13 protein-coding genes are annotated in these 17,464 nt (G+C 43.4%); 3 read left to right on the top strand and 10 right to left on the bottom strand.

Annotated elements, in window-relative coordinates:
- Positions 1 to 7: 7 nt before the first annotated feature.
- Positions 8 to 346, bottom strand: coding sequence for a P-II family nitrogen regulator (locus ACTUJY_RS19435; protein ID WP_463617800.1), 339 nt, complete (start codon positions 344 to 346; stop codon positions 8 to 10).
- A 305-nt stretch (positions 347 to 651) separates the two neighbouring features.
- Here ACTUJY_RS19435 and ACTUJY_RS19440 point away from each other — a divergent pair, with 305 nt between their 5' ends.
- From ACTUJY_RS19440 to ACTUJY_RS19450, 3 genes are all read left to right on the top strand, one after another.
- Positions 652 to 1,485, top strand: a complete 834-nt coding sequence (locus ACTUJY_RS19440) for an NAD-dependent epimerase/dehydratase family protein (RefSeq protein ID WP_463617801.1) — start codon at positions 652 to 654, stop codon at positions 1,483 to 1,485.
- A gap of 76 nt (positions 1,486 to 1,561) precedes the next feature.
- Complete coding sequence (locus tag ACTUJY_RS19445; RefSeq protein ID WP_463617802.1) at positions 1,562 to 2,332, top strand: protein-L-isoaspartate(D-aspartate) O-methyltransferase; 771 nt, start codon at positions 1,562 to 1,564, stop codon at positions 2,330 to 2,332.
- A complete protein-coding gene (locus tag ACTUJY_RS19450; protein WP_463617803.1) occupies positions 2,319 to 4,733 on the top strand; it encodes a spermidine synthase family protein in 2,415 nt (804 codons plus the stop codon). Before ACTUJY_RS19445 ends, ACTUJY_RS19450 begins: the two co-directional genes overlap by 14 nt.
- A 65-nt stretch (positions 4,734 to 4,798) precedes the next feature.
- Here the strand turns inward: ACTUJY_RS19450 and ACTUJY_RS19455 are convergent, their stop codons facing one another.
- From ACTUJY_RS19455 to ACTUJY_RS19495, 9 genes are all read right to left on the bottom strand, one after another.
- Positions 4,799 to 5,713, bottom strand: coding sequence for a hypothetical protein (locus ACTUJY_RS19455; protein WP_463617804.1), 915 nt, complete (start codon positions 5,711 to 5,713; stop codon positions 4,799 to 4,801).
- A gap of 188 nt (positions 5,714 to 5,901) precedes the next feature.
- Positions 5,902 to 8,976: an Ig-like domain-containing protein gene (locus tag ACTUJY_RS19460; RefSeq protein ID WP_463617805.1), complete on the bottom strand. Its 3,075-nt coding sequence runs from the start codon at positions 8,974 to 8,976 to the stop codon at positions 5,902 to 5,904.
- Positions 8,977 to 9,089: 113 nt separating this feature from the next.
- Positions 9,090 to 10,061 carry a DUF4097 family beta strand repeat-containing protein gene (locus tag ACTUJY_RS19465; protein WP_463617806.1) on the bottom strand — a complete coding sequence of 324 codons (972 nt, stop codon included), beginning with the start codon at positions 10,059 to 10,061 and terminating at the stop codon, positions 9,090 to 9,092.
- A gap of 256 nt (positions 10,062 to 10,317) precedes the next feature.
- Positions 10,318 to 11,406 carry a mechanosensitive ion channel family protein gene (locus tag ACTUJY_RS19470; RefSeq protein WP_463617807.1) on the bottom strand — a complete coding sequence of 363 codons (1,089 nt, stop codon included), beginning with the start codon at positions 11,404 to 11,406 and terminating at the stop codon, positions 10,318 to 10,320.
- A gap of 2 nt (positions 11,407 to 11,408) precedes the next feature.
- Positions 11,409 to 12,839 carry an NADH-quinone oxidoreductase subunit NuoN gene (gene nuoN / locus ACTUJY_RS19475; protein WP_463617808.1) on the bottom strand — a complete coding sequence of 477 codons (1,431 nt, stop codon included), beginning with the start codon at positions 12,837 to 12,839 and terminating at the stop codon, positions 11,409 to 11,411.
- Positions 12,839 to 14,374, bottom strand: coding sequence for an NADH-quinone oxidoreductase subunit M (locus ACTUJY_RS19480; RefSeq protein ID WP_463617809.1), 1,536 nt, complete (start codon positions 14,372 to 14,374; stop codon positions 12,839 to 12,841). The genes nuoN and ACTUJY_RS19480 overlap by 1 nt, the downstream gene beginning before the upstream one ends.
- Positions 14,375 to 14,426: 52 nt before the next feature.
- Positions 14,427 to 16,388: an NADH-quinone oxidoreductase subunit L gene (nuoL, locus tag ACTUJY_RS19485; RefSeq protein WP_463617810.1), complete on the bottom strand. Its 1,962-nt coding sequence runs from the start codon at positions 16,386 to 16,388 to the stop codon at positions 14,427 to 14,429.
- A 3-nt stretch (positions 16,389 to 16,391) separates the two neighbouring features.
- Positions 16,392 to 16,697, bottom strand: coding sequence for an NADH-quinone oxidoreductase subunit NuoK (nuoK, locus tag ACTUJY_RS19490; protein WP_463617811.1), 306 nt, complete (start codon positions 16,695 to 16,697; stop codon positions 16,392 to 16,394).
- Complete coding sequence (locus ACTUJY_RS19495; protein ID WP_463617812.1) at positions 16,694 to 17,332, bottom strand: NADH-quinone oxidoreductase subunit J; 639 nt, start codon at positions 17,330 to 17,332, stop codon at positions 16,694 to 16,696. The genes nuoK and ACTUJY_RS19495 overlap by 4 nt, the downstream gene beginning before the upstream one ends.
- Between the last annotated feature and the right edge of the window lie 132 nt (positions 17,333 to 17,464).

The raw sequence follows: 17,464 nt of genomic DNA on the forward strand, positions 1-17,464 counted from the left end.
CCCTAATTTAAATCGCTTCTTCGCCGATTTCACCGGTTCTTATTCGAACAACATTTTCTAAAGAGTAAACAAAGACTTTACCGTCACCAATTTTACCGGTTCGAGAATGCTCAATTATCGCCTCTACTATTTCATCAACCTTTTCATTCGGCACAGCCACTTCCACTTTCACTTTCGGCAAAAAGTCCACGGTATACTCAGCTCCGCGATATAATTCCGTATGGCCGCGTTGGCGTCCAAAACCTTTTACCTCACTAACGGTTAATCCGGTAATGCCTGAATCGTTTAGCGCAATGCGAACATCATCGAGCTTGAATGGCTTGATGATCGCCGTCACCAGTTTCATATAGGTCCCCTTTTAAATGTTTGGATATTTGTAATGACAGGCTTTATTGCAGGCAATATGCCAATAGTAGAAATGCGGAAAGTAGCCGGGTGTTATGCACAAAATCTGGGATACAGCACCGAATGCGTGCAGCAATGATTGTTTGGCTATGGTGAAAGCATCATTTTAGTGCACAGGTTATACTCTGAAGATAAACCCTAATTCTGGATAATTCCTCCGCTGGTTGATAAGTGGTTAAATTCACTTGTCCTGAGTTAAGCTTTACTATGGCATAATTGAAATCTTTACCCTTCACATGGCTCTTGATGGCACAGATACTTCTCGCCGGTTTTGGCAAACTGGCAAAACAACTCGCACCGAAACTCATTGCAGAGGGTCACCAATTAACTGCGCTCAATCGGAGTGGTTGTTCATATGGTATGGAAGGAATACACATTTTGGCTTGCGACTTAAGGAGTACCACACAAACCGCGCAATTACCCACCTCGGTGGATTATGTGTTAGTGACCTTAACGCCCGACAACTTTAGCGACGAAGATTATCAATACACTTATCAGCAAAGCGTAGACAATCTTCTGCAGCACTTTTCAGCTTGCAGTCCGAGAACGGAATTTCTTTTCGTGTCGTCTACCCGAGTTTATGGTCAGTCACACGGAGAATGGATCGATGAGACCACAGAAACCTATCCTGCCGATAACAAAGGAAATATATTGTTGGCGACTGAGCGGTCGATTCACCGTCATCACCCAAATAATCTGGTGATCCGTTTTTCGGGAATTTACGGACGCGATCGACGCCAGTTTCTAAGTCGGATCCGCAATGGCATCGAAGTTCAATCCTCACCTCCCTATTTCACCAACCGAATTCATCAGGATGATTGTGTAGAAATACTGCACTTTTTAACTCAACAAAAAATGCTAGGAAAGCAGCTCGACAATATTTACCTCGGCAGCGATGATGATCCCGCACCTATTGATGTTGTTGCCAGCTGGCTTGCCCAAAAATACCGATACCCATTACCAAAACGCGTCACGTCGCCTGGTGATTCCCAAAATAAGCGTTGTCGAAATGACCGCATTAAAGCATTGGGCTATCGTTTTCACTATCCAAGTTATAAAGATGGTTATAGCGACGAATAGGAAAGCTGGTCTGGCAACAAACGCGTTGAGATCCACTACACTTTAAGGAAGGGTGTTCACCACTAAGGATTGGAAAATGCAAACCTATGCATTGTTCGGGTTCGTTTTTATACTGGCCAATTTTCTACTCCCAACAGCGTCGGGCGAAAACCCCGTTTCAATCCAAAAGCACAATTACCCTCAATTGCAGCATCGCCAGCACGAGCGAAGCGAGATGGTTATGACCCTGCAAAAATACCAGGGGGCCAGTGTAACTTTATCGGATCAACGAGTACTTGCTGCTATGAGGCATGTCCCACGACACCAATTTATACCTAACTCGGCGCAAAGATACGCCTATCACGATTCGCCCGTAGAAATCGGTTATGGCCAAACCATCTCTCAGCCTTATATCGTCGCGTTAATGACCCAACTGGCCGAAGTAGAAGCCGATACGAAAGTGCTAGAAATCGGGACCGGCTCAGGTTATCAGGCAGCCATTCTGTTTGAGTTAACACCGCAGGTCTATACGATGGAAATCATCAGTCCACTAGCGAAACGCGTGCAAAAAAACTTTCAACGATTAGGACTGACAAAAATTCATACGCGCGAAGGCGATGGCTATTTTGGTTGGGCCACTCATGCGCCTTTTGATCGAATTGTGGTGACGGCAGCGGCTCGACATATTCCACCACCACTCGTGCAACAATTAAAGCCTGGCGGCCGAATGGTGATTCCGGTCGGGCCTAAGTGGGGAACACAAACCCTGATGTTGGTGCTAAAAGATTTCGACGGAAAAGTGCGTACTCGTTCTTTGTTGCCGGTTCGTTTTGTGCCGCTTACCGGTGCAGGGTATGAAAGCAACTGAGCAAAGGATCCGTTATTCCCACTTAATTGCACTGGCATTGATTACTGCATCGCTATTGGGCTTTGAGGTTTTACTTACCCGTTTAATCGCTATTCAACATTGGCATCACCTGACCGCGGTTGTTATCGCAATAGCCTTGCTTGGGCTTGGTTGTGCTGCGAGTTTTGCTTCAGCCTTCAGTGTATTTGTTGAACGACATTTTAATGCTTTAATGTCTTACGCTGCCTTATTCACTGCGCTGAGTATGCCGATCAGCCTTTGGCTATCACAAAAGGTTCCGCTGAATATGCTTGCATTGCCCTGGTACGGGCACCAAATATTTTATCTGCTGCTGTACGCATTGTGTTTTTTAATGCCTTTTTTTTTCGGCGCTACCTTTATCACCTTAACCTTTATGCGATGGTCAGCCGAAATTGGACGCTGCTATGCCGCTGATTTAACAGGCAGTGCTTTGGGCGTATTCATTGTGCTGTTCATTCTGGATACGGAAATACCCTTTAACTCACATTTACTTTTTGCTTTTCTCTTTTGTTCACTGTTACCTTTATGCTCGCAGGTTTTAGTCGGTCACTTTCGATCGCTTCGGTTTTTAGTTACTGCCAGTTGTGCATTCGTCATCCTATTTTTTATTCACTCATCATTAATCATTTCTCCATCGCCGTCAAAATCCTTATCGATGCAACTGAATGAACGCAGTGCCGAATTGCTTATGCAACGCGACTCTTCGCATGCACGACTCAGCCTGGTTAAAAGCAGCGGACAGCACATTGCGCACGGGTTGAGTATCAGCAGTCATGCATTAGCTCCCGAACAATGGTTATTGTTTCGCGACGGTGACCAGGAGTCGCCTTTATTAATCGACGGTGAACACAAAACAAACGAGCCGGTGTTTCAGCAATCGATTGATCATGCGGCATTTATTGGCAGCTCCGAACAACCAGCCGTTTTACTTTTGCCCGGTGATCACAGTTGGAATGCCTGGAACGCTTATTGGCATGGCGCTCGACAAATAACATTGATTGAGCCGGATCCATTCTTTGCCCAACTGCTCACTGAGCATCACTCATTGAATAAAAGTTTTTTGCCTGAGCAAGCCAGAGTACAAAGCACTCATCCGCGTCGATTTTTACAACTCACTGATCAGCAGTTTGATCTCATTGTTACCGACTTGCAGAACAGTCCAATTGGTTCTTCTGCTAACCGCGTGCAATTGCTTTTAACTCACGAAGCACTAGGCCAGATGTTTCAGCACTTGAGTGCGAACGGAGTGTTGGTGATACGCGGTGAAGTCATGACATTACCTCGCGACTCGTTGCGGTTGTTGAACACTTTGATTCAAGTGCTTCGAAAACTGGACCTGGATCCCGAACAGCACCTGGTAATTCTGCGTGACTGGCAGAATCTTTTGGTACTGGTAAAGCGCAGCCCCTGGAAAAAGGAAACGCTGCACCAATTAACGAAATGGTGTAACGAATGGCAGTTTGATCGCGTTGTCATGCCAGAGCTCACTTTCGAGGAAGCAAATCAATACCATCACAAACCGGATGCCATCTACTTCACAACAATGCAACAACTGCTATCGACCAGCGCCGAGAAATTTATTTTGCAATATCCATTTTCGATAACGACAACGTCAGATGACCGACCTTATTTCTATCATTTTTTTCGTTGGCAATATTGGCAACAACTGAAAGAACGCTTGGGTAAACCCTGGTTGCTCTATGTGGGCTGGGGTTACTTGTTAAACTGGGTTGCCTTGATCACACTGTCTGTCACAGCACTGGTATTCATTTTTGCACCATTAAAAGCAAAACAATTACAGCAACAACTAACGCGAATTCGTTACTCAATCATCGGCTATTTTGCGGCAATCGGGTTTGGCTTTATGTGGGTGGAAATTGCGTTAATCGACAAAATCCGATTACTTACCGACTCAGTAACGCAATCATTCGCGCTAGTATTACTCGCTGTGTTACTGGGCGCCGGTGTTGGTAGTATCTGGTTGGGATCCGGCAAAGCCAATCGGAAAAAAGTGTGTCTTGCCGTAGGTTTTGTAGCGGTATTACTGCTGCTTTATCGGCAACTTTTCACACAATTGTTTTATTGGTCACTCAACTGGTCGAGCGAATTGCGTCATTTTCTTTTAGCACTATTGTTGTTTGTATTGGCAATACCAATGGGTGTGTTTTTGCCACAAGGGCTCAGTGCCGTTCGCAAACTGGGCAGCGGAAGCGTTGCCTGGGCCTGGGCAGTCAATGGATTCTGTTCCGTGCTCGGTGCACTAACTGCAGCGCTTATTGCTATAGAAACCGGACTCAACGCATTAATGATTGGTGGTTTGTTAATGTATGGAATAGCGGTAATATTTTTCTTTTTCTTAACACGTAAAGTTTACTCCTGAATACTCAGGCTGGAAAACCTTTTAATTTTTCAGGAGTAAATTATCGACTCTATCGGCTAGTCAAATTAACGACATTCGGTCAAATTAAACTGAAAAGTCGCCGTACTTACCCGATTACCAATAGTGGATTCTTTATCAAATATAATACCCTTCTCTGTCACCACCAATTGGTTGTTAGCAAACAAAGGAGCGCGCCCGACTAATAACGAAGAAGCGCCTTGAAAACTGGCAAAACCGGTTTTGTATTTAATATCACCGTGTTTATCAATATACAACAACTGCCCGTTGATATAATCGCTTGCTAACACACCACCGCAATAAGGCGTAATGTCATCGTATATGGTGACACGGTCAATCAACGAGTGGGCCATTAACGCATCTTCAGCTACAGAAAGATCAATCGACTTAATCGAACCACCGTCACTGAACCATAACCTATTATCGAGAAACTTAACGCCATTGGGATGATACACATTTTGATTTGCAGCCAACCAGTTTTCTTCTATATTGAGCATTTCTTTTCCGGCAACCTGGATGCGTAAAATAGAGCCTGCGCCTAGATAAGCCGTATCCGCTAAATAAAGCGTCGAAACACCATCACTGGTTAATCCGTTTGGCACCTGTAAATGGCTGATATCCGCAATCGCCGAAAGCGTTTTACGGCTGTCGTTTAAATCCAGCGCGAACAAATATTTTTCTGCGTTAATCAGCTTTACTTCGCTACACACCGAGTATAGCGTTTGACCAATTTGTGTGATCCCGCCAAAGGCACAGGTTATATCCTTGTTTAGTTGCTCTAATTGAAATTCACCATCGTGTTTATTCAGCTCAAAAAAGCCATCAGCAGAAGACACAAACAAACGACCGCTATCGGTAAAATACAAATTCTCCGCCTCTGGCAATCGGATCACTTCGTGTTTGGTGTAGCAAGCGCTGAGTAAAAACACGATAAAGGAAAGTAAAAACAGTTTTGTTTTCATAGACGGGTCCTGTGTTTTTGATTTTATTATCTGGTCAGACCAAAGACTATGCTTTGAATAAATTGTCGTCAATGATTGAATTGAGATGTTTTGCGCCATCAATATCACTTCGACTCAGCACCCATTAAAAAAAAGCCAGTCACAAAGTGACTGGCAAAGAGGCTATTTCTTCAGGAGTATGAAAGCCGTTAAACTTTATTGAAGCGTCTTCTTAAAACGATGACGCCAAAGAGCAACACACTGATAAAACCAGCACTGCCTCCAGAATTGGATTCAGGCGCTTTTTCAACAGTAACGGTGACACGACCTTCTGCGGTTGCACCTTTACTGTCTTTTATCACATAGGTAAAGCTCTCTTCACCATGAAATCCGGCAGCAGGCGTATAACTCAATTGACCGCCATTAATTTCAAGGTTTCCTTGACCTGTGTAATTCACACTGTCAATCGTCAAGCTGTCGCCTTCATCAGCATCGGAGTCATTTGAAAGTACATCAAGCAAATTACTTCTGCTGTCCTGTTGTACGGTGAAACTATCCGCTTGAGTTACGGGAGCTGTGTTAGGGACTTCAAATTCGGCGATGAGCTCCGCTCCATTAAAAGCAGAATAAGCAGAAGTCGTTACGAAGTAGGCGCCTTCTTGAACGTCATTGATTTCACACACTTCATCATTACCCGCTTCTTCTGAGCGACAAATCAAATCGCTAGCACTCATTGGAATTTTATCGAATGCGATATAAATATCCACATCCCCTTCTCCACCATTAGTTTTAAAGGTTAAGGTTTCAACGCCTGCTGGTACCTCGACGTAATAGTCTGCGTATTCACCTTCAGCTCCGGAAATACTACGAGCAACGTTCGGCTCCAATTGTTCAGCTTTATCCTTGTCTGAACCCGTTGTGAAACTGAATACTTCGGAAGTAGTTTCTCCACAAACGTTTGCGGCTTTAACTCGCCAGTAAAGTTGTGTTGATTGAGGCAATGCTTGCGAAGGACGGTAGTTGGTACCGCCCGATACAGTACCCGTAGCGATAATATTGCTAAATTGTTCGTCGGTCGCAATTTCCACGGTATGCGTTTTGACATAACCACTGTTCGTCCAGGACAGCGTCGTGTTGTAATCGATTTTATCTGCACCATTTTCCGGAGAGAACAGTGTTGAAGTTGCTTCACTTTCTACCACCTTAACATTGGCTTCAACCGAACGCTGATCGACACCCTCACTGTCGCCATTAATTTTTATGGTGTAGTCTCCAGCAGCTGTGCCATTGGCTACGATTACACTCGCATTAGAAGTTGCACCTGTTGCGACTGGATTGACAGAAAAACTACCGCTTAACCCTTGACTCAACTCGGCGTAACTTAAGGTGACGCTTTTATCAAAATGGTTATAGCCGCTTACAGTAATGGCAATAGGTTGCAGTTCACCTGCACGACAAACGGATTGGTTTCGGTTATCGATACTCAGGCTGAAACCCGGTTCGGTAGAGCCGGTACCTGTACACCCGGGAAACTTAAAGTTTGCAATTCGCGTTTTCCACTGACCGCCCTGACCACCGTGCTCAGCGGTATACCAAAATGTGCAATGATCAAAGGGGTCAACCGACATATGACTGTAGTCACCGTCACGCTCGGTAGCAATGGATCCATCAGCTTCAACGATTGTTAGCTCGCCAGAAGAAACGGTTCCTGCTTCATCATTAACGCGTCGTCCAGTGACTCGTAAACTTGGAAACTGATCCGCTCCGGTAATCATATAGGCCAAGGCCATATTACCATCACCATCTATTGCCGCCCCCGACATATAACGACTGTTCGTGTCCGAGGCTGGAACAATACCTTCTTGATGCAATTGCCAAGTGCCATTGGTTTTGCGCAATTCAAACCAACGCAGTCCGGCATTATTATTTTCCTGTTTCGTGACGAAGCTACCGACGATGGATTCATGACTGTTAAAGTTGCGGTATTGGGGTTTGTAGTTCACCACTTCCTTTAATGGATCCAATGTAGAAACAGTCTGACCGTCTTCGGGCTTTTGTGTTAAACAACCGAACCCATCCGGGCAAGTAAAGTTCGAGTCAAACTCATTAATTTCGATATTAAAGGGGCCCTCCAACACACTGTTATCGGCATTGGCAAAATCAGGAGTAAACATCCAAAGTTCCAAATAGTCTTTTTCGCCGTTGTTGCTCCCAGAGTTGTGCAGCTCGTCATCACGATGACGAATAAAAAGGCCTGGCGTACCATCGGCTGGTGGATTGGTGCCATCGGCATCTATTGGAGAAATCGACTGAAAACCAAACCCACCCAGAGAGGGAACCGCTTTACGAACCATCGCAGCAGGTTCACCTGCTAACATTTTTGCACGCTCTAACGCGTACACAGCACCGCCCGATTCATTTGCGCTAACAAAATAATTTCCACCAAACACACTGTATTTTGGGTAATCTGGAAATTCGGGCGCAGCAAATTCATAAGCGTACCAACCACCACTTATCGGATCCGATGTTCTTGATAGGTACACGCATAGCTTATTGGGACCTTCTTGCGAAAATTCGCTAAGTAACCAACGTTTCGCGTATTCGTCATAAACAATGATTGGATCTCCCAGCCCTTGCTGACAATCTCCAGCACTCGCCAAGCTACTCATGGTAAATGTATTACCGACTTGTTCACCGGTATCCTTTCTATATATGCTGACCGAAGAACCACCACTGGCATTAATGGCATGAATATAATAATTCTCTCCGACTTCACCGGTAGGATCCGGAGGATTCACACCGTTAAATTCAAAACCGGTAAAATTAGTTCCAATTTCTAAATCGGTTAGTGTTTGCTTGGTCGACTGTTGTTTTCGAACCAATGCCATTTGTGTATTAGTTACCGGATTGACGGCTCGCTTACCGTCCACTTTATCTCCAATACGTCGAGGGTTCGCGACTTTGACGGCATCACCCGGTTGCCATTCACGAACAGCTGGTAATGCACGAATATCAATGTTAGTGCTAGCTGGTGACGCGACATCAACAAGTTGTGCACCTTTGAATACGTGCGTTTCATTGTTGTCTTTTACTAATTCACCTTTTGCAAGAGAAATAGACTTCTGCTTTTGAGGTAGCCCTTTTTCTGCTTTTGCTGCACTAACTGAAGACAGACCACTGATTCCTAAAGTCACCGCAAGTACTGTTGACTTTAGTAACATGTGATGCGGATGTTTCCGCTTGGATACCGTTAACGACATTTTGTTTTTTTGCACTTTCAGCATATTTGCCTCCTAAACAATTCAGACTTTTTAGAGACGAGTGCCACCCCGCTCATTGCGAGCCTGTGTATTTACGATTAATGGATTAAAGGGTAAGGTTTAAAGACTTGCTCGTATCAAGTCCCATTTTTTTGGCGATTTATTTTCGTATCCGAATTCGATCGACCATCATCAATTTCAATAACAGCATCACCTGGCTTCCAAGTTTCCACGGAAGGTATATCGCGTAAATCACCGTCGAAGGACTGTGGCTTGCTGGTATTTACCATCGGCTGACCGATCCGACTGATTTGAACGTTTCCATATTTAGATTCAATCGAAAGCTTTCTTTCACCTCGGTCCGTCTTATATTGAAATACCTTTCCATTTTGCGATTGAAAGCTTTTAAGAAGCTCTGGATCTCGTGAGCGCAATGGCTCACCACTTATTGCCGAGATCTCAAGTTTGCTGTCTATATCGAAATATACCTCTATGTCTCCATGAATTGAGTACAACTGGTATTGCCTGAGTTTAGAAGCCGGTTGAAATCGAGTGTGCTTCCAGGGCAAAACGAATGCAGTTATTTTTCCGCTTTCGCTTTTAGCCGTAAACGTACCAGTGGTTGCAAGTTTAATATTTCCAGATTGAGAAGCCGCAATGAGATGAGACTGGTGTTTTTTCGATTTAATGTCGCCAAATTGAGTTTCCATTTCCAAAGTAATACCTGATGGCACATAAATACCAATGTCCATTCGAGCGATACGATTTTTAAATTCGTCATAAGTATTTTCATGATAAACAACCTCGATTTCCGTTACACCTTCTCGATTACTCACTTTAACTTCCGGTTTGGGTGCATTACTCCCCACCTGTTGAATCACACCAGTCAACTCAATATTGTTTTGATTCGTCGTGCGTGTCGAAATATTTCCAAAGTGATTAATCACTTTAACAAAGTGCTTTTCCGGCACGTCTCCTTGCCATGAATATTTTTGGAGTTTTACATCGGATTTGCTGTAATGGATTTCAGCAATGCTTTGACTGCAACCAACAACCAGAAAAATGAATTTAAATAGTATCAGTACAAATACTTTAACCTCATTACTCATTAATACGCACTCGCTTTTGAATTACCGTTACGTATCACTATAAGAGGTGAAAAAAGGCTCGTCATTGGTATTTTTGTAGCCTCAATGTAGCGTTTTGTATCAACTCCTATTTGTTGTGAAATAATGCCATTTTATTTGTTAACAATTACGGAGTTTTGGATAAGAAGTGTGAACTAAGTGTAATTTTTATCACTAAAACGATGTGAATATTTACAGGTACGTTCATTACGAGTTGCTGGTGTTTTTTATAAATACTTTACTTCTCACCGGTAGGAAAGAGGATCCCTTGGTAATGTAAATGCACATCTTGCTGAGGAAAGGGAATGACCAATTTATTTTGATTTAATGCGTTGTAAACCTCCTCGTTTAACTGGTCGCTGACTCTGCCACGCAGTTCAGGATTAGGTACCCAGCATAACAACTCAAACAACAATGCTGAATCGCCAAAACTACGAAAGCGAACACGGGGTTCCGGATCCTTACAAATTTCCGTATTTTGCTCTGCCACTCCCATTAACACTTTTCGGATCAGAGGGATATCCGACCCATAAGCTAACCCAACTTTTATCCGAATTCGAAACTTTTCATGCGGTCCAGCAGATTCATTGATAATTTTGGTATTCCCCATAATGGCATTGGGTACCGTAATCTCTACATCGTCTCTCGTCAGAACTCGAGTACTACGAATGCCTATGTGAGTCACTTTACCTCGTTCGCCCGAGTCAAGCACAATGTAATCACCGAGTTGATATGGCGCGTCAGCCATGATAAACACACCGGCAAACAGGTTTGCCATGGTGTCTTTAGCAGCCAATGAAATCGCCAAACCAAGAATACCAGCCGAAGCAATCAGGGGGCCGACATTGATATCCCAAGCAACCAAAATAAAATAGATACCGGTCGCAATGGATACAATCAATAACAGATTTTCAAATAAAGGTAAGGTTCGTTTTTGAATAAAGCGACTGGATTTTTCCGACTGCGCACTGAACTTCAGCCCATAATGGATAATGCGATATGCAAATATCCCCCACAAAAAAACAATAAAAGACAATTGAATCGAAAATAAAATTTCCAACCAAGAGCTTGTGAGTGGTAATTGCTGAAATGCAAAGTACAGCGCAATAAATAAAATACTCCAACGCAATGGCGACTTTAAATTAGTAACCAAAAGATCGTCGAATTTATTTTTTGTTCGAGAGGAACCAAACCAATGCAGACGACCGATTAAAAATACAGAAAATGAAGATGCGACAGCACCAATCACAATCCATAAAGTCGCCTGTATCCAGGGGTTTGGCAGCCAGGCTTTTAACAAACCATTAACGGTTTCCAGTGATTCCATAATTAACGAAACGCCATCAGACAATATTGATAAATACTGTCGGGCATTAATCCTAAAATTAATAACCCAACACAATTAAAGGTAATTGCAAAACGGATACTGCGACTTGGTAGGAATTCAAAGTCGCGTTCTGGCTCATCAAAATAAGCGAGCTTAATCACTCGCAGATAATAGTAAAGTCCAATCACAGAAAAGATGACGGCGTAGACAGCAATACTCCAGTGTCCGGCCGCAACTAATGCTCGAAAAATTTCCAGTTTGGGCCAAAAGCCAATTAAAGGCGGAATGCCTGCCATAGAAATCATCACCAGTGTCAACATTAGGGCATACCAGGGATTTTTTCGACCGAGCCCTTTAAAGTCATCGAGCGACTCACATTCAAAGCCCAGTCGGCTCATAAAAATAAGAATGCCAAATCCACCCAGTGTCATGGCCGCGTATACAACAATGTAAAACATCGCCGCTGCGTAACCACCAAATTCCCCGGCATAAAACCCAAGAATAAAATAGCCCATGTGCGCAATACCCGAATAGGCCAACAATCGTTTGAAACTACTTTGTGCAATGGCAATCAAATTGCCTAAAGCGATCGAGAGCATCCCAGCGACCAGCAAGACAGAACTCCAGTCTGCTATCAAACCGTAAAGACCATCCAGTAATAAACGTATAGCAAAACCGAAAGCCGCGATTTTGGGTGCACTAGCAATAAAAGCAGTGACGGATGTTGGCGCTCCGTGATAGACATCCGGTAACCACATATGAAACGGTACCAAACCTAGTTTAAAAGCCAGCCCAGCAATCACAAAAACCACTGCAAATCGCGACAACATTGAACTAGACGTTTCAGCATCGATTGCTTCAGCTATGGCATCCAGTTGCAGATGTCCCGTGACACCATACAGCAACGACATACCGTACAATAAAAATCCCGAAGCAATGGCACCGGTCACAAAATATTTGACGGCTGCTTCAGAACCGGTTCGACTGTCTCGCTCCATCGCGATCATGGCGTAAAGTGTGAGTGATAATGTTTCGAGCCCCAGATAAAGAGTTAACAAATGAGAAGCCGAAACCATCACCATCATGCCGAGTAAAGCAAAAACAGTAAGACTGTAATATTCACCACGTAAAAACCGCCGACCACGAATAAAAACTCGTGCGTACACCAGAGCAAGTGAAGTGATGATCACCAATGAAATTTTCAACAGTTGACTCAAATTATCCGTAACAAAAGTGGCGTTGTAATGAAGCTCCCTTGTCATACCGAGCTGACCAATTAGGGTAACAACAATAGCCGCTAAACCCATTTGTGTCAGTAGATAACAACTTTGCTTTTCACGATCGTTACTGTACAAATCAAACAGTAAAATTAAGCAACCTAAAATAAGTGTTAAAATTTCAGGTAGTAGTGGTTTTAATTCAAGCAAAGTCATTATTGACACATTCCTTCCGCGAGTAATTTCGATCGTATTCCGCAATCGATCAAGTTTTCTACCGAAGCATTCATCAGCTCTAACAGAGGTGCTGGCCAAATACCAAATAACAACACCAGTAACGCCAATGACAAGAGCACAACGAATTCGCGGAAACCCAGATCTTCTAACGACTCCACTTGTGGATTAGCGACTTCACCAAACATTACGCGCCGATACATCCATAAAGTATAGGCTGCTCCTAATACCAATGTTGTAGCGGCCAATAACGCATACCAAATATTGGCTTGAAACGAAGAGAGTATCACCATAAATTCGCCAACAAATCCAGACGTACCCGGTAAGCCAGCATTGGCCATGGCAAAAACCATAAAGAGAGCTGCAAACTTTGGCATACGATTGGCCACACCGCCATAGTCGATAATCTGTCGACTGTGTACTCGGTCGTATAACACACCGATACAAAGGAAAAGCGCACCGGAAATAAATCCATGCGAAATCATTTGTACCAACCCACCTTGTATTCCCATTACCGCCGCATCAGTGCGCGAATTTGCAGCCAGTGCGAAAACAATAAAAAAGCCAAGTACCACAAATCCCATGTGCGCGATCGATGAATAAGCAATCAACTTTTTCATGTCTTTTTGAACCAGAGCAACAAATCCAATGTATACGACAGCAATTAAAGATAACAAAATTAATAAATCCGCCCAGTGTAATGAAGCATCGGGAGTGATGGGTAAAGAAAAGCGCACAAAACCGTAAGCGCCCATTTTTAACATAATTGCTGCTAAAATCACTGAACCGCCAGTAGGTGCTTCAACATGTGCATCAGGAAGCCAAGTATGCACTGGCCACATAGGGATTTTTACCGCAAAGGCCAACAAAAAAGCCCAGAATAAATAGTTTTGTATATTAAGTTCGAGAGGCAATTTGTGCATCGCACTGATGTCGAAACTGTCTGCTTGAATGCCAAGATAAATTAGACCAATCAGCATTAATACGGAGCCGACAAAGGTATACAGAAAAAATTTGATGGTCGCATAGACTCGATTTGGCCCACCCCAAATTCCAATGACTAAAAACATCGGGACCAGCATCGCTTCCCAAAATACATAAAACAAAATGGCATCAGCGGAAGCGAATACACCGTTCATGAGCCCACACATAATAAGAAAAGCGGCCAGATACATGGAGCTGCGAAACTTTATAGAACGCCAACTGGCCAGCACAACAATTAACGTCATAAACGAAGTAAGCATGATCAATGGTAACGCAAATCCATCGACACCAAGATAATAGTGAATCCCTAATGATTCGAACCAGATTTCCTTTTCAATAAACTGAAGACCGGCGTTTTGAATATCAAAGGTTAAATAGACAGGCAGTGTCAGTGCGCAGGTCGCCACGGCCACCAAAAGTGCTAACCACCGATTCAACTCGGCCCGACGCTCTGCCACATTTAACAGTAAAATACAGCCACCAATCACTGGAAGCCATATTAATAAACTGAGCCAGGGTACCTGTTGCGTCATGGTTTAATCCTGAATATTAACTTTATTATTCGCATTCAATTAGCGTATCTTTTTATTGGTTTGGCCAGTACAACCAGATCAATACCGCCAACAGACCGACGAGCATCATCAATGCATAGTGATACAAATAACCACTTTGAATTTTTCGCATAATTTGTGCAATCACGCCCACCGCACTCGCACTACCGTTGATCGCAAGACCGTCAATCAAGATTTGATCGCCAACTTTCCACAACCCTCGTCCGGTGGCTAAGCCCAAAGTCACCAATATTTTCTGATTTAACTCATCAAAATAATATTTGTTATCGAGTATTTTTTTAATTGCGGAAAATTGAGTTGCCAATCGATTAGCCATCGACGGATTGATTAAATAGCAATATATTGCGGTAATAACGCCTGCAACCATTAACCAAAATGGCAGTGTTTGAAAGCTGTGAATGGCGAACGACCACACATCGACAAACTCACGCGACAACATTGCCAGTGTATTGTGCTCGGGTATCACAACAATAGAGGTCGCAAAAAAGTCTCCGAATAACATAGGCTCAGTAGTCCACCAAGCAATTGTAACGGAAGGAATCGCCAACAAAACTAACGGCACCCAAACAACACGAGGGGATTCTTGCAAATGTTTCCGTGTATGGTCGCTCATGCGCTCCTTGCCATGAAACACAAGAAAAAACATTCGAAAACTGTAGAGCGCAGTAAAAAAGACACCGAATAACAAACTGTAATAGGCGAAATCACTACCGGGAAGCTGTGAAAAGTGAACCGCTTCAATAATCGCGTCTTTTGAATAAAAACCGGAAAAAAATGGAACACCAATCAATGCTAAAGTACCCACAAGTGAAGTAAGGTAAGTGATCGGCATGTATTTTTTGATATTCCCCATTTGACGAATATCTTGCACATGATGCATACCTATGATGACTGAGCCTGCAGCAAGAAACAGTAACGCTTTAAAAAAGGCGTGCGTCATTAAGTGAAAAATACCCGCTGCGTAAGCTGAAGCGCCAAGTGCAGCTACCATGTATCCCAGTTGCGATAAAGTCGAATAAGCAACAACGCGTTTGATATCGTTTTGCACAATACCAAGCAAGCCCATGAAAAAGGCAGTAATGGCACCAATCACCAAGACCAGTGACAATGCTGTCGTTGAGAGTTCAAACAAAGGAGACATTCGCGCGACCATAAAAACACCAGCGGTCACCATAGTTGCGGCATGGATTAATGCGGAAATCGGTGTAGGGCCTTCCATCGAGTCGGGTAACCATACGTGTAAGGGTACTTGTGCTGATTTACCCATGGCGCCGATAAACAAGCAAATGCATATAAAAGAAAGTGCGGACCAATCCCCCCACCCTATGTCTAACTTTGGCTCCGACAATGCGACACTCTGAGCCTTTTGAAACACGGTTTGATAATCGAGCGAACCAAAATAATAAAAAATTGCGGCTATACCAATTAGAAAGCCAAAGTCTCCAATACGATTGACGATAAAAGCCTTTAAGTTTGCAAAAACCGCGGAGTCTCTTTTAAACCAAAAACCAATCAGCAAGTAAGACATGAGTCCAACCGCTTCCCAGCCGAAAAATAATTGCAAAAAGTTATTCGATAACACCAGCATCAACATAGAGAACGTAAACAAACTGATGTAACTGAAAAAACGCTGATAACCCGGATCGTCTTTCATATAGCCAATGGTATAGATGTGAACCATTAACGACACAAAAGACACCACGCACAACATCACCGCCGATAATGAGTCAAACAGAAAGCCAACCTCAAGTGATAGCTCTCCTAACTTCCCCCATTGGTAAATGGTTAGGTTAACTTCCGGTACGCTGCCTTGTACAAGTCCCCAAAGCAATTGAAAAGAAAGTACGCAAGAAACTCCAACACATACAATAGTCACCCAATGCGCTCCACGCCGGCCGACTTTGTAACCCAACAACCCAGCAACCAACGCTCCCAGCAATGGTAACAGTACTATGGTTAGCAAGGTATTTTGCATAACTTATCCTTTCAGTTGATTCAATTCTTCAACATCAATGGTAGCGCGATTGCGAAACAGTGCGACTAAAATGGCCAGACCGATTGCCGCTTCTGCGGCGGCGACAGTAAGAATAAAAAAGACAAACACTTGTCCTTGAATGTCATCAAGGTATCGGCTGAATGCGACAAAATTCATATTAACCGCCAATAGCATTAACTCGATGCACATCATCAGAGTGATCACATTTTTCCGGTTGATAATAATTCCGGCCACACTGATTGCGAAAAGCACCGCACCAACCAGTAAATAATCCGATAAGCCAATCATGCGTCAGTCTCCTCATCACTTTTTACATGATCGATAACCGGATCCATTTTGATTATGCGTAATCGATCGGATTTACTTACTTGAACCTGCTTATCAACGTCCTGACTTTTTCGGCTGCGTTTGCCACGGAAAGTTAAACTGATGGCAGCAATCATAGCGACCAGCAGTAACACCGCTGCTAATTCAAACGGATAAAAATAATCGGTATACAGCAGTAGACCTAACTCGCGTACATTACTGTATTCAGCACTATGGCGGGCAGGCTCTGATATTTGTGCTAAGCCAAAATGTTGATCGCCCACAATCCAGTGCAACATCCATAAAAAACCAACCGCAACAATTAATGCCAACGGTAAAATGCGAGTAAACCCTTGTCGCATAGCGGAGAAATTAATATCCAGCATCATCACCACAAACAGAAACAACACCATTACCGCACCGACATAAACCAACACCAATGTCACCGCCAAGAATTCGGCCTCTAGCAACATCCACAATCCAGCCGATGCAACAAAACACACCACCAGGAACAACACCGCTTTAACGCTGTTACGTACTAAAATCACCATTAACGCACTGGTGATCAGCAAGGCTGAAAAACCGTAAAAAAGTATTTGTTGAAAGGTGAGTTCCATAAGTTCCTGGTTCTAAGTTCTAAGTTCTAAGTTCTAAGTTCTAAGTTCTAAGTTCTAAGTTCTAAGTTCTAAGTTCTAAGTTCTAAGTTCTAAGTTCTAAGTTCTAAGTTCTAAGTTCTAAGTTCTAAGTTC

The sequence above is a fragment of the Pleionea sp. WD8-19 genome (genome assembly GCF_055326765.1).

Coding starts and splice junctions, on each gene's coding strand:
- ACTUJY_RS19435 (WP_463617800.1), bottom strand. CDS start 346: ATGAAACTGGTGACGGCGATCATCAAGCCATTCAAGCTCGATGATGTT.
- ACTUJY_RS19440 (WP_463617801.1), top strand. CDS start 652: ATGGCACAGATACTTCTCGCCGGTTTTGGCAAACTGGCAAAACAACTC.
- ACTUJY_RS19445 (WP_463617802.1), top strand. CDS start 1,562: ATGCAAACCTATGCATTGTTCGGGTTCGTTTTTATACTGGCCAATTTT.
- ACTUJY_RS19450 (WP_463617803.1), top strand. CDS start 2,319: ATGAAAGCAACTGAGCAAAGGATCCGTTATTCCCACTTAATTGCACTG.
- ACTUJY_RS19455 (WP_463617804.1), bottom strand. CDS start 5,713: ATGAAAACAAAACTGTTTTTACTTTCCTTTATCGTGTTTTTACTCAGC.
- ACTUJY_RS19460 (WP_463617805.1), bottom strand. CDS start 8,976: ATGCTGAAAGTGCAAAAAAACAAAATGTCGTTAACGGTATCCAAGCGG.
- ACTUJY_RS19465 (WP_463617806.1), bottom strand. CDS start 10,061: ATGAGTAATGAGGTTAAAGTATTTGTACTGATACTATTTAAATTCATT.
- ACTUJY_RS19470 (WP_463617807.1), bottom strand. CDS start 11,406: ATGGAATCACTGGAAACCGTTAATGGTTTGTTAAAAGCCTGGCTGCCA.
- nuoN (WP_463617808.1), bottom strand. CDS start 12,839: ATGACTTTGCTTGAATTAAAACCACTACTACCTGAAATTTTAACACTT.
- ACTUJY_RS19480 (WP_463617809.1), bottom strand. CDS start 14,374: ATGACGCAACAGGTACCCTGGCTCAGTTTATTAATATGGCTTCCAGTG.
- nuoL (WP_463617810.1), bottom strand. CDS start 16,388: ATGCAAAATACCTTGCTAACCATAGTACTGTTACCATTGCTGGGAGCG.
- nuoK (WP_463617811.1), bottom strand. CDS start 16,697: ATGATTGGCTTATCGGATTATTTACTGGTTGGTGCGGTGCTTTTCGCA.
- ACTUJY_RS19495 (WP_463617812.1), bottom strand. CDS start 17,332: ATGGAACTCACCTTTCAACAAATACTTTTTTACGGTTTTTCAGCCTTG.